Raw genomic sequence first — 13927 nt, forward strand, 5'->3', positions numbered from 1 at the left:
AACTCATAAATACTATGTAACTATATATTAGATAATACTCTAGCAATACTGGCTCTCAGTAGCGGAACGAGTGGCTCTATTTTTTGGAGGAGTGGCTCTCATCAAGCGGAATGGGTGGCTCAGTTACTCCGGAATATCCAAGAATCGATACAGGCAACAGAACAGTGGTTAAGAAAATAATGATGCTAAAATAGTATCAAGCGACGAGCCCGTTCGCTTAGAACGGGCTCGTTTTTTTTCCTTGGAAGAAATCTTCAAATGTGATGGTGGAAACGGATCTCCATTAAGTTTTGGGCGATGGGATTATACTTTCGTTATAAATTTTCAAACTCTGAAACTCACCCGGCAGGATCGGAATCCTACCATACAAAACTCACCTTTCCACCTTTCCACTTTCCACCCTATCTCATCTCTCATCTCACTCTTTGTCAAAGGCAGGATTATCTGATCTATCTGTGTCTGGAGATCGATGGTCAAAGCCAGAGCTGTGACCATCAGGCAATAGTGGATGGGGTCTCTGAGGGCTTTTCCTTTGCGGTCTTTGAGGTATTTCTGCAAGACTTGGTATCCACCGATGTGATAGTTCCAGAGCTGCGGGGTGATGCCTTCAAAGTGCTTATCGGCATTGATGCGGACTGTGCCGGCATGGGCATCGAAGACAATGGACTCCACCAGGTCGTTTGATCCGCTGCCCTGATATCTGGCAAGGGGTGGATGCAAACGCGGACTCTTGAGTAGATGGATCCCGGCAAGCTCTTTGCCATATCCGGCGAGTTTGCCAAACAGCGCATAATCCTCCGTGAAGGGTATGCGTGGGAAATCCATGCGCAGATATTGGGCAAACCGCAAACGGTAGCCATTGCTGTGCAGGATCGCATAGACGTAATAGAAAAGCTGCTCCGGCTGAAACTCCGGCCACAGCTTGCTGAAACTGTCCAGGAGCGCTGGAGCGATATTGTATCTCCGCTCATCGCTGGCGAAGATGTCGTCTTTGTGGTCGTCGGGGTATAGGTATAGAGGAAATACGTAATTTGATCCAAAACTCCCAGCTGATCCAGTGACATTAAGATTACAAATCTTTGATGTAATGAAAACATGTTTATATGAAATTTTACACTGTCTAGACGATAATATCCCCACATTCTCTTCCAACATATGCTTCATGACACGATTAATTGGCCTCCCATGGAATCCACCACTTTTTCCGGTATAGTAGGTATAGCGGGTATCGAAGGGGCGGTAAAGAATGGGTTTGATATTAATATCACTTAATCCGCTGTCTTTCAAGTCTTTCTGGGCATATCTCACTTTCCAATTCTGACCATCTTTACCCAAGTTAAAAGCTATTCTTGCCGTTTCCACGTCCAGCGAGGCAAAGTGATGTATCGTATTGCGTACTTGATTTTCAGTTTCTTGGATAGTGAGTCCATCCTTGGCGGTTACGATCCCCACACTATTGACCGGAAAGATCTCCGTCAGGCTTTTCCACATTAGGTAATGCTCGTTGCCAATGGCTTCGGGATGAAAGAGATAGAAGGGCGAAGAGGGGCATAGTTTCTGATATGTGTCGGCCTGGAACCGGTTGGTGTTCAACCAGTCATACTTGACCTGGCGGAGGCCGAAAAGTTCGAGGTGAAAGACTTTGGTGGGATCGGCATCCTGCGGTGTAATGGTCGCTCCCGCGAGTGACCCTGCTTTCACCATCAGCACAATGGCTGTCCCCTGCTGGATATCAAAGACGTTTTCATCCTTGCCGCCGCCAGGGCATTTCTCTTTTTTCTTGGAGTTGCCATGCAGATCCAGCACATAGATCTCGTCAAAGGTATTCATCAGGCTTTGGCGCATGCCACGGAAGGTGGGATTGTCCAGATAGCCGTGATTGGTGATCATCCCCACGATGCCTTTGCCGGCTTTGTGGATCTTCCATTGGGCAAAGCGGAGGAACTTCACATAGTCATCCTGCAACCATTTTGACTGACGTTCCTGTAGTTGTTCGCCATCGATTGTATAATAGCTCTGCGCACCATCCAGCTCGGTTTTGAGGAGCTTTTCCGTCCAGGCATTGCTGTTTTCGCTGGCACCGCTATAGGGAGGGTTGCCCATGATCACCAGGATCGGATCCTGATGTTTCACCTTGTTTGCCAGAGCGCATTCTTCACTGATGTCATGGGTGATGGGCATTTCGGTCTGCAGGGGAGTATCCGGCTCCAATGTATTGGAGAGATAGAGCTTAAAGCGTTCATCGCTGCCCATTTCATAGCCATGTTCTGCCAGGAGATAGCTGATCTTGAGGTGTCCCACGGTATAGGGTGCCATCATCAGCTCGATGGCATGAAAGTGGGGCAGGATATGCTCTTTGATCAGTTTGTGGATGTTGCCGCTGCCATATTTGCCTCTGTGTTCTTCGATCGCCAGTTTGATGGCTTCGGCAGGAAAGGTGAGGGTTCCGGCAGCGGGATCCAGGATCGTCACTTCCATGGCTGCCAGTCCGTCGGCGAGCCCAAAATGGCTTTTGAGGATGCTGTTGATGCCGCGCACGATATAGCGCACCACCGGTTCCGGAGTATAATAGACGCCGCGTTTTTCTCTGAGGGCGGGATCATATTCGCTGAGGAAGGTCTCATAGAAATGGATGATGGGATCGTTTCCCTTGCCTTCGGTATAAAAGCTGTGCAGGATCTTCTGAATATCGGTCACGCAGAGGATTTCCGCGATGTCGTCGATCAGGACAGATAGTGCCAGCGGTGGCTCTTCCAGGGATATGAAGCGGAAGATGCTTTTGAGGATGCCCAGGGTGTTGGGGATATATTTGTGGATCAGTTCACGGTTAAATTCTCCGGTGCTGCGTGTGCGGGCGGCAAAGATGCCATAGGTGAGGGTCTGGGCATAGAGATCGGCAAATTGCTCCAAAGTGAGGTTGTTGATCAGGAGTTTTTTGAAGGATTCATAGAAGTTCAGCAGCACCTTCTTGCCTTGTTTTTCCTCGGCTGCCAGTTCGATGGCGATGATCTCGTCCCTTAGGAACCTGGTTCGCCTGGCAAGCGCATTTGCAAGGCTCCTGGGGTCTGTGATGGCAGGAAGCGTGAAGCTGAAATAGCGATCCAGCAGCACGGCAAAATCTTCTATATGCGAGACCGGAGGAGCGATCCGCATCTGCGTGGCATTGATCGGGCTGGCGATCGTGACGCTATCCACCAGTAGGCCATGTTGATAGAGCCGGAATTCATAGAAATTTGTGAGGATGAGATTGGGAAAGGTGGCCAGATAACGCTTGAGCTGCTCACTCACGGCGATGGGATCGAGATTGTATTGCTCCGGTTTCTTGGCTTCTATATAGCCGGTGATGTGAGCCTTACCATCCCAGATCCGAAAGTCCGGATTTCCGGCTTCGGTAGTCTTGGGCAGGATGCCCACTTCGCATTTGCTGATCATTTTTTGCCCGGCATAGGCATCGATCATGTCCTTCAGACAGTGATAGAAAGATTCTTCCCTGCCGTCGCCACGGTTGATGATCTTCTGCAGATCACTCAGGTATGTATCCAGTATCTGTTTCCTCAATTTGCTACCCCATCGTTGCTAAATATCCATAAGAGGCAAGCTCCCATGAGAGGGATATTCAGTCAACGTTTTTTTGTGAGGGGGAGGTGTGGGGGGTGGAGAGAGGGGGGCTTTTACTAACATGATTCCGTCTGATCTGCTCTGTATGGTGTTATGTCATTAAGTATGAATCGTTACTAACTGCAATACTGCCCTTCTTAGGTTTTTACTGGTTCCGGCTTAACTTTCGGGGACGATACTCCTGTCCTTGATGGATAGAATCGTTGAACTCAGCATGGTACCATATATCATCATCTTCAACCCAACTTTCAAAAATGCAGGTTGTTTTTATGTTCCGTTGCCATTTTTCTAGAATTTTCTTTCTCTCTGTATTGAACGGGGAGTGTTTTCCGAAAACTTTACTGTTAAACAGTTTAAACCCGCCAACGAGATCAGCTAACTGAACCCCAATTGAGTATTCATCCTTCGAAAAAAACGGCTCTAGGCAATTTGACGGGTTCTTAATTGTCACTGATTTATCGCCACAGTGTAGCACATCATTAAGAGCTAAGTAGTTCTGCTCAGCGTATATGGAATATACTTTCTTGAACCCTTTATCTGCACCAAGATCAACTATTGGTATAACCACATCATTGTATTGAAAGCCATTGAACAAATATTGGAGCTGAAACCAGCAGAACCTTAGCAAATCAGTCTCTGAGGATGTCTGCGAAAATAGTAGGGGTCCGAGGATTCCATAACAAAAAACCAACTCTGAATGCTTGTATAACTGGCTAAACAGATATTTCATTGTCGCGAATTTCATGCTATCATCAGGATATTTTTCCATGAATTTGGACCATTTGTAAAAGGGCAAATCATGAAGGTCGATTCTTAAAAGTGGCTCAATCTTGCGTCTGTCATTGATATGATTCGTAATCACATTGTTTCTAAGCTTCACATACTTCTTGATGCTAATCACAAAGCCAGATATCTGGGCATATTCTTGCCGGTCTCTGAAAGATTCATCTAGAAACATCAAGTAGGGCATTCAAACTCCTCAGTTAGAGTACAAGTAGCCGTTTCATTTTGACTTTCATTGTCTCAGTTAATATAGATGTTTGAGAATAATACACAGATGTCGTCATAGTTTTTTCCAATCACTCAAAGCCATTTTTCTTCATCCAGCCTTGAGCGTCTTTTTGTACTTTGATTATCTGATATCTGGCTAGAGTTTTTGCGTAACGGTCTCGGTTTTCACTTGCTGATTCGTAAATATCACTCTCCGCCCTTGCACAAGCAAGTAATGCCCAGAAATACGCTAGCTCATCGTTTTGTGGAACCCCGTCTCCTTCATGATACATACATGCCAGATTGTTCTGCGCTTTTGCATAATCCTGCTCAGCAGCAAGACGATACCACTTCGCTGCTTCTTCATAATTTTGAGCAACACCTCGACCAGTAGCATAGACCACTCCCAAATTGTACTGTGCGGCAACAACCCCTTGCTGCGCTGCAAGACGATACCATTTATACGCTTCTGGGTAATTCTTAGTTACGCCTTCTCCAAATGCATACATGACACCCAAATTGAACTGCGCAAGATCATTTCCTTGCTCGGCAGATCGACCATACCATTTCGCCGCTTCCTGGTAATCCTGAGCTACGCCTTCTCCATTGTAATATTTCAATCCCAAACTGAACTGCGCAGATGCGTTCCCTTGCTCCGCAGCGAGCCTAAACCATTTCACCGCTTCCTGTAAATCCTGATCAACAACTTGGCCATAGTCATACATCTGTCCCAGTTCATACTGTGCTTTCAAATGTCCTTTTTCAGCAGCAACACGATACCACTTGATTGCCTCATCGTAACTCTTATCTACTTCAGTGCCAGTATAATAGTACGATCCAAGTACATATTGAGCTTCCGTATCGCCTCTATGCGCCAGGGTCTTTAGTTTTTCCAGATTTACACCATAATAGTCAGTCTTTTCGGGTGTATTCCGACAGCCCACACACAGCCCGATGACCGCAATCAGAATGATGATTACTTTGACCATAAACACCTCCATTGAATTGTAAGCAAGTTCCATGGCTAGGTAGATTTAGTCAAGAAAAAAATGTGCGATTGAGATGCGGATTGAGCGGATATACGCGGATTAAAAAAATGATAAAGCACACAGATTGAACAGATTTGACGGATTTGAAAAGAGATGATGGGATGAGATAGTGGGATGAATCCGACTGGTTCCTTGCACGATAGATACCGTAGAGATGCCGTGCGGATGAGGCCGTTTTACGGGGGTGGCCGCACGGCATCTCTACGGTATGTGTCTGGGCAGGATAGTACGCTGATGACGCGGATTGAGCGGATTTACGCGGATAGAAAAATGTTGATTAAAAAAGAGCGAAAAAATCAGCAAAAGAACTCAAATGCAATGGCATATATTAATGCTGACACAAGATTATTGTTGACAAGGTAATGATGTTCCAGAAATTCGATTTGACACTTCGTATTGCATTCTTGCGTTTACTTATTGAGATTAACGTATAAGGAGTTGAACATGTCCAAACATCAAGTTGAATTTGTAATACCCTTATCTCTTGAAGACAGTTCCGCGGCATGTCGGGAAGCGATTGCGGCGACTGGTTGGAGAGTTATGGAGCAAACGGAGACACGATTTGTTTGCAAAGAGATATCACCACAATCTACGTCTTTAACAAACCCCTCTAAGGTTGAAATATTACTTATGCGCAAGTCGTCCAATGAAACTAATGTGGTTCTTAATGGAAGCATATTGGGTTTTGGGCCTTTCCAATCCGGACATTTAAAGGGGCAAGTTGGGAATATTCAAAACAAGATAGAACTCTTTGTAAAAAAAACGTCTCCATCTAGTGGAGATCCGTCGTCAATATCTTTGGCAGATGAACTGGAAAAACTTCATAATCTCAAAACCCAGGGGATCCTATCTGAGGATGATTATCAACAAGCAAAATCACAGATATTGAAAAAAAGAGTTTAACCCTAATTGTGAGTTGCTGTTGTAAAAAAAGATATCCTATGGAGCATACGGCAATCCTTTTGTTTTGAAAAATGCCCGGATTGTTTTTTGATTTTGAGAGAGTTACTTATCTAACCGCCTGTCAATAGGAGGGATATTGAAAACGAACAAAAAAACAAAGAATGCTATGGTATTGGGTTTCATGACCCTACTATCATATTTCTTACCATGGTATTCAGGTGGGGGCTTGTTGGACTGGGGTGATATATATATTGGCGCGGGCACTATTATTGGCATATTGGCAATACTAGCGCTACTGGTGAGCATGATATGTCGCTATGTTAAAGAACTGCAATCCGTTTGCCACTATGTTTCCTTATCGCCATTCATCCTGACTGTAACAGCCTTTATTACTGGAAACTTTGGGTTCTACAGAAGTGACATCGACACCTATGAGTATGGTCTTGGAATGTTTCTTTCGCTAATACTGTCACTAGCATTTGCTGTGTTAAACTGGGCTTATAGAACTATTCAGAAAAGCTCTTAGATCTTATGCAGTTAGAGAAGAAAATAGTAGTAACATACTATGCGTCGCAGAACAATGTGACGGCAATCTGATAGTTTCTTTGCTCATCGATGAATGATATGAGTTCAATATTTGATACAATTACGGATGCGCCTTCGATTCTTTATAAGTATCGATCCTGGGCCGATGCTAATCAAAAGAGGATTTTAACACAATTGGAGTTGTATCTACCATCACCTATGCGGTTTAATGATCCCTTTGATAGTATTGTTCCTTTTACTCCAACTGGCACCTCGAAAGATATTCGAACAAGAATATCTGAAGATATTTCTGCAGCCCATAAGAACATGCCCAGGAAACAACGTAAGAGTCTAGCAGAGGAATGGTTTAAGAAAGGAATCTTTAAAAATAAGAATCTCCAATTGGATATGCATTTACAACGATTAAAAAGCCAATATGGTGTTTTCTCACTATCGGAGGAGTATAACAATCTTCTACTATGGTCGCGTTTCCTGAAGTTGCTTCCAAGCTGATAACAGAAATATTGCTTTTCTGAATTATTGAAATGTTCTCCAAATACCTGCCAGGATAGACGAGAACAGTATCGCCTGGAGAAGACGCATTAATTGCGGCTTGAATGGAAGTATATTGCCCAGTGCCATCTATATTTACTGTGCGGGTGAGAGCTTCCACGATAGATACTAGCCTCAAAAAGGCAAGTAATAATGTCAGAATCTTTGTTTTCATGGTTGATGCTTCAAAAGCAGGGAAGGGAGGGACTCCCTTCCCTGCGCTTTAATCTATTTCATAAGCAGCATCTTTGCCGCTTTGCTGCTGTTTGGAGTGTTCAGTCTGTATATGTAAACTCCGGATGTCACTTTCCGGCCATTATCATCATCGCCATTCCAGGTGATGGAGTGTTTACCGGCAATCATCTTCTCGTCCAGCAAGGTCTTTACCCTTTGCCCGCGCAGATTGTATATATCCAGGCTACATTGCATGCCGGCGGGTATTGAAAAGGATATCGTAGTGGTCGGATTGAAGGGATTGGGATAGTTTTGAATGAGCGTGACCTGTTCCAAATCAGGAACCACCGGATCATCATTTGAGACCCAGGGCTCGGAGCCAAATTCAAAACAGCCCATGTCGATCCTTCCGTTCCAGACTCTCCAATTTCCAGCCAGGTCATAAAGTGGCAGATAAAGGCCGATTGTGTCGGGAGTTCCTGTATTGATGCATGGAGATCCATGAGCAAGGCTGTAATAAAGCGGATCATGTATATCAAAGCCTCCGGCGAAGAGAGGATCTCCGCTGAAGCTGCTGGGCAAGAAATTTATCGTATTGCCAGGAACCGGGAAAGGCAAAATACCTGCTATAGCATCTTTGACCAGGGAATGATCGATAGTCAGAGTCGTCTGCTCGTCGGGGTTGCCATCCATGGGGTTCACCTTAATCTGATATGGTGTATCGTTATCGAAGATGGAATTTACGATGTTCACATCGCCATTGACCATGAGTGTATAGGCATTACCCTGGTTCCCTGCAAAAGTGCAATTGGTGATGTCGATTCTGGGGTTGTTATATGATGCTATCCCAATCATTTCATTTTGGGTGTTGACGTTACTGAAAAGGCAATTTTTGAAGCTTATATGGTTCTGCTGTTGGGGGTATTGAACACCTCCGATAGCAATTGCAAATGTGTCATCATCATAGACTGTTAGATTATCGAAAATACAATTTTCAAACTCTAGTTGTTTATCTGCTACAAATGAAACCAGGGATGAACCACGAACCGACGAGGATGTGTAGATTGATGTGGCATTCCTGAAATTGCTATTGGAAATTTTACCGGACATCGCTCCGTTAACGTCTACAAGTCCTCTCAGGGAAGTGGTTTCGTTCTCAATTGTAAGGTTGGACCATATCGTTTCTCTTTGGCTGCTTGTCCAAAGAGATATTGCAGCGTCGTGATTAGGCATTACTCCAGAGATATGTATGTTATGCAAGTTTATGGTACTAAGCTTTCGGCCATTAACTGCACAGCCATTATTAGTATTACGAGTAGTTATGGTCATATTTGATAGTTTAACTGAAGGTTCACCATGAGACATAAAGACTCGATCAGCATAACCATATCCCATTGGAATTAGTGGATGCGGTTCCCCAATTATGGTAGTAGCATCAGTGCCACTGCCTTGCACGATCACCCATCTTTTAAGGGCTATAGGAAAGATCTGATCATTATCCGTACGAGAATAATCACCGGGCAGAATATGTACAGTCCTTTGATTGAGACTATCGGATGCTACCCTATATATGGCCTCGTGGATGGTTTTCAGTGCTGTTGCAGGACTAAGCCCATCATTTTCGTTATCACCAATAGTTGAGACATAAAGGTCATTATCAACTTCCTGATGATAAGCGTTCAGGATGTCAATTTGAATCTGATTTGCTGGCTGATTATCGCTAAGATATACTGCATAATAGTTTGTATAACTGGCAACAGAGAAAGTATCAAGATATACGTATATATCTTCAGTCGCTAGGTTGATGTATATATCTTGCCCAGCCCCAGCTCGATTATTGTAGATGGAACAGCGATTTTGTTGATCAAAACTGATTGAATTAGTACTTCCAGGTGCAGTTATTGAATAAAGCCCACCCCCTAAGTTAACCGAATAGTTGTTAAAAACATCCACCCCACTGAAAGTCACATTTGCAGAAGTTAAGTAAATACCTGCACCATTATTTGCAACATTGTTAAAGACCTTACAATTTGTAATTTCTGCGGCATTTCCGGCGCTGATAACCAGTCCACCTCCGGAGCCTGTTCTAAAACCATTGGTAATGCTAAAACCTCTTATTATGACCGAGACATTACCTTGAGGAATCCGGAGGCAAGGATTGGCATGATTTCCGTCAATTATAGTCGAATCAATGTAAGAAGGAACTCCAGTGGTTCCTTCCAGGCTCATCAGTGTGATGTTGTTGGTCAGCATAGTCAAATTCTCAAAATACCTGCCGGGATGCACCAACACCGTATCTCCAGGATTGGCCACATCCAGAGCAGCTTGGATGGCAGAATAGTCCCCACTTCCGTCTTGCTTTACGGATAGTGTCACCGCATACATCAGGAATGGCAGGATGGCTGCCAGGATCAGCAATGATAAGTGTCTATTCATCTTTTCCTCAATAAATAATGGGTGGGGAGGGCGGTAAATCCCTCCCCATCAGTATTCCTTATTTCATTAAGAGCATTTTCTTTGTTTGGGTATGTTTCGGGCTGCTAATGCGGTAGAAATATACTCCGCTACCCACAGCCACATTGTGCTTGTCTTTGCCATTCCAGACTACGCTGTGCAGTCCGGCTCCCTTATCAGAATTGAGCAACGTCCTGACCAATTGACCCTTGAGATTATAAATGTCCAGACGTACTCTTGCCGCTTCAGGCAGTGAGAAAGAGATTGTTGTAGTCGGATTGAAGGGGTTTGGGTAGTTTTGCTTGAGGGAGAATACCGGGGCTACGATGTTATCCAGATCATCCTGGGTAATCTTAACCTCGAAGTAGGGATATTTGTTTCCGGTGGCGCCATACTTTGTCTCTAACCTACCGGGCTTCAGGGTCATCGCCTGCAATTGGTGGTCGAGACGTTTTGCTTCTTCATAGTAGAAGACAAGCTCCACCGCTCCTTCGCTGAGTTCGGAAGAGCTATCCACATAAGCGGAGATCTGCTCGAGGCTGTCATCTACCACTACAGCGCCTTTGCATACTCCATCCACGTAGAGACCGATTTCCTCGAGATCTGTCATCATGCTATCCGGCAAGCTGATGTACATCGGGATGTAGTCCTGCTTCTCGTCATATACGAAGTAAGTGGGGGTTTCCTTGATATGCGGTATATCAGTAGAACCGGAACCCCATCGGAAATTGTGGTAATTGTTTGTAGTTACAATCACCATATCTCCAAAATTCAGGGGACCGGATTTTCCCACAAGATTTCCGTTTACATCCCGGATAATGCACCAGCTTTTAGTCTTTATCATGTTGATGTCATCCCAGATTGCACTGAAGGCATCTACTGGCTTGGATGGTTCTTCTTTAAAGTAGCCAAGCCAGTTTTCTTCATTACCATAAATCGGGAACTGCAGATTTGCCGATGTTTTATATCCACTCTCCTGTAGGATAACAGGCCCTGGAAAATCAGGATTAGACCTGGATTTCAGTTTGATTTTGTAGCCTTGTGGACTGGAGACAAAATGTGTGTTGTAGTTACTATTCCAAAAATCGTTATCCCACAATATGTAACTGGGGTTGGGATTTCCGCTGGAGTACCAGGTAATGGACTCCAGATAAGTTGGAGTATATTCATCCTGAGAGTTTAGGTGTGCATGCAGCAATTCCTTGAAGAACTCACTTGCCACCAAGGCGTTGTTTGTAATTGTGTTCAGGATCGGATAGCTAACCCAATACCACTTATCCACATCTGCCTGATTTGTAAATTCATGTTCCCAATGGCGATGAGTCATTGCCGGGACAGCACCGATATCCGGAGGAGTGCCATCGAGATCTGCTGCTCCAATACCAGTATCGATACAGGGAGAAATATCACTTGAGTTCCAGATGGGTTGGAAGTTCGCATCCACCTTTGGATCACCAGTCTGATTACCTTGATCGGATAGTATTATGTAATTCTCAGCCATTATAGTCCCGGTATAGGTTTTCATGAAATTATGGGAGTATTGAAGCATGGATTGGTCATAACCTTGTTCACAATATAGGCCTACATTATAGACGTCAATCAGATTGTTTATCATGTTTACGTTGACATTTTTTACATATAAAGCACGACGATGGTAAGCGATAGTATTGTTCGCTATAAACGCATTTGAGTTTGTTGGATTTGCACTTGTTCTCTTGACGCCAATTGCGTATTCTGCTCTGCCCACATTTGGGGGGTACATGTTGTTATCTATTATGTTGTTAATTATCTCGACATCTTGTGCATCCTTGGAATATATGCAATACAGATCACCAATGTAATGCTTTTGGTAATTGTTGCGAATTACGTTGTTTCGGATGATGAACTGCGATCTTCCACTCACGAAAATAGCAGATGCATTATCTGCGGAGTTATCATGTATGCGGCAGTTTTCAATAATAGAAGGTTGCGTTTGCTGATTGACATATAGATAAATCACGCCCAAGGAACGGTTTGTACTGCCGAAGCTTGCACCTTCGTTGTCATAAAAATCACAGTTGTTGATATGGATTGGGATTGTTGCTGAAAGGCCGACAGGTATGTTTTCTGCACCTGTTACAAAGTAATTATCACCACAATTTCGTATTGTGCAATTCTCAATAGTTGCATGGATGATGTTTCCACCCAGAGACAATCCACCTCCACCCTCGCTATCTGAATCCTCAAAGATGATATTCCGAATAGTGAGTTCATTGATGGTGTGAGCACTTGACTGATAGATATACAATGGATGTCCCCTGACTGCCGATTGCATGATGACAGTAGATCCATCACCTTCCAAAATGAAATGCTCTGCATTAAATCCCAGATCAAAGGTAGAGATGTTTTCCCGATACGTTCCTGCTCTCACGATGATATGCGAGATACCCGTTCCCTTGCACAATTCGAATGCATTCGATAAGGTATGACAAGCGTCTGACGTCGGAGACTGATTAACTTCAACATAGCTGATTGGTGCTGTAAAGACGACGATACCAGCATCGGAATTTCCAAACATATCTACATTAACCGTAACCAATTGGGGATAATATATCCCATCAGCATGCTTGATCTCATAGATACAAGTATTGATATACAAGTTGTTGAATTGTATGATCCCTGATCCATTTGAGGTGACGTTATAAACAATACCGGAACTTAGGTCGGTAATCACAAAGGGTTGATTTGCCAAGACCTGAGCACCAAAACGCATCGTAGCCGTAATCTGACCAATTATCCCTTCTGATGCGGGGAAGTCATACAAGCTGTTCCTGATCCAAGTTGCAGTCTGGGGACTCAGCACCTGATGAGAACTGGCATCAAATGGAATATAATAATCATCAAAGGGTGTTTGAACTGGCTCAGCAATTGTTGAGGAGTAAGGTGTGTGTTGTGTTTGATATGGTTCTGCAAATTCACGGTTGGTAATACACAAACTGGAAATTACCGGAACTACAGGAAGATCATAATTGACATTGAATTTGATTCTGAAATCATCAGCACCAAAAACCCATCCAAGAAACTGTTCAAGTGTTGAGTTAAAATCCTGTTCGGGAAAGATCCGTTGTTGGTAGTGAAACTCTGTCGGAAAATATGATCCTGGACATGTATCATACCATTCACTAACTACATGATTTAGCGTGGCCCCACCCGGGAATCCGAATAACTTCCAATTCAACCTAATACATGCGTAGTTTAAATGATCTTCTGTATTGCCTATTGCATCATGTTCTCCGAAAGCAACTGCGTATTTCCTGATGTTATTCTGCTTCCAGGGGAATCCGGATTTGAAATCCAATTGGGGATTATAGGATCCGGAATTGTAATAATCCCAATCCTGATTGATATGCGGGACATTATACGCATCGCATGGATTCAAGAAGTCGAACACTGAGGTATATTCATCGGATCCATCGATGAAATCATATGGCAGTGTATTAGCGTTGACATTATTACGCATAAACTGGCGAACAACAGGAGAATCTAATACCAATTCGCTTTCATATATCCAAATTCATCCACTTAAAATAGGTCAGTCTTGAAACCATATCTTTGTTGTTGTCCAGGTATTCAAAGCTATCAATCAGGGCATTCTGTACTTCATCCATTGACCCGTAGGCCGT

At 43.9% G+C, this 13927-nt stretch carries 8 protein-coding genes; 2 read left to right on the forward strand and 6 right to left on the reverse strand.

Features of this window, described 5'->3' with window-relative positions:
* Nucleotides 1-324: 324 nt before the first annotated feature.
* The 3 genes from Q8M98_07015 to Q8M98_07025 form a co-directional block, all read right to left on the reverse strand.
* Nucleotides 325-3558, reverse strand: a complete 3234-nt coding sequence (locus tag Q8M98_07015; protein ID MDP3114511.1) for a type ISP restriction/modification enzyme — start codon at nucleotides 3556-3558, stop codon at nucleotides 325-327.
* 205 nt (nucleotides 3559-3763) lie between these two features.
* A complete protein-coding gene (locus Q8M98_07020; protein ID MDP3114512.1) occupies nucleotides 3764-4588 on the reverse strand; it encodes a hypothetical protein in 825 nt (274 codons plus the stop codon).
* Nucleotides 4589-4697: 109 nt separating this feature from the next.
* Complete coding sequence (locus tag Q8M98_07025; GenBank protein MDP3114513.1) at nucleotides 4698-5597, reverse strand: tetratricopeptide repeat protein; 900 nt, start codon at nucleotides 5595-5597, stop codon at nucleotides 4698-4700.
* Between the two features lie 504 nt (nucleotides 5598-6101).
* Between Q8M98_07025 and Q8M98_07030 the strand changes: the two genes are divergently transcribed.
* Together Q8M98_07030 and Q8M98_07035 are read left to right on the forward strand one after the other, a co-directional pair.
* Nucleotides 6102-6560 carry an SHOCT domain-containing protein gene (locus tag Q8M98_07030; protein MDP3114514.1) on the forward strand — a complete coding sequence of 153 codons (459 nt, stop codon included), beginning with the start codon at nucleotides 6102-6104 and terminating at the stop codon, nucleotides 6558-6560.
* Between the two features lie 136 nt (nucleotides 6561-6696).
* A complete protein-coding gene (locus Q8M98_07035; GenBank protein MDP3114515.1) occupies nucleotides 6697-7086 on the forward strand; it encodes a hypothetical protein in 390 nt (129 codons plus the stop codon).
* Between the two features lie 381 nt (nucleotides 7087-7467).
* Here the strand turns inward: Q8M98_07035 and Q8M98_07040 are convergent, their stop codons facing one another.
* From Q8M98_07040 to Q8M98_07050, 3 genes are read right to left on the reverse strand one after another with little or no spacing between them, the layout of a single operon-like run.
* Nucleotides 7468-7812 (reverse strand): hypothetical protein, encoded by a 345-nt coding sequence (locus Q8M98_07040; GenBank protein MDP3114516.1) that lies wholly within the window; start codon nucleotides 7810-7812, stop codon nucleotides 7468-7470.
* Nucleotides 7813-7865: 53 nt separating this feature from the next.
* Nucleotides 7866-10247, reverse strand: coding sequence for a FlgD immunoglobulin-like domain containing protein (locus tag Q8M98_07045; GenBank protein ID MDP3114517.1), 2382 nt, complete (start codon nucleotides 10245-10247; stop codon nucleotides 7866-7868).
* Between the two features lie 58 nt (nucleotides 10248-10305).
* Nucleotides 10306-13797: a T9SS type A sorting domain-containing protein gene (locus Q8M98_07050; GenBank protein MDP3114518.1), complete on the reverse strand. Its 3492-nt coding sequence runs from the start codon at nucleotides 13795-13797 to the stop codon at nucleotides 10306-10308.
* Nucleotides 13798-13927: the final 130 nt, after the last annotated feature.

This window comes from Candidatus Cloacimonadaceae bacterium (assembly GCA_030693415.1).
Classification (GTDB): domain Bacteria; phylum Cloacimonadota; class Cloacimonadia; order Cloacimonadales; family Cloacimonadaceae; genus JAUYAR01.

Coding starts and splice junctions, on each gene's coding strand:
- Q8M98_07020 (MDP3114512.1), bottom strand. CDS start 4,588: ATGCCCTACTTGATGTTTCTAGATGAATCTTTCAGAGACCGGCAAGAA.
- Q8M98_07045 (MDP3114517.1), bottom strand. CDS start 10,247: ATGAATAGACACTTATCATTGCTGATCCTGGCAGCCATCCTGCCATTC.
- Q8M98_07030 (MDP3114514.1), top strand. CDS start 6,102: ATGTCCAAACATCAAGTTGAATTTGTAATACCCTTATCTCTTGAAGAC.
- Q8M98_07025 (MDP3114513.1), bottom strand. CDS start 5,597: ATGGTCAAAGTAATCATCATTCTGATTGCGGTCATCGGGCTGTGTGTG.
- Q8M98_07040 (MDP3114516.1), bottom strand. CDS start 7,812: ATGAAAACAAAGATTCTGACATTATTACTTGCCTTTTTGAGGCTAGTA.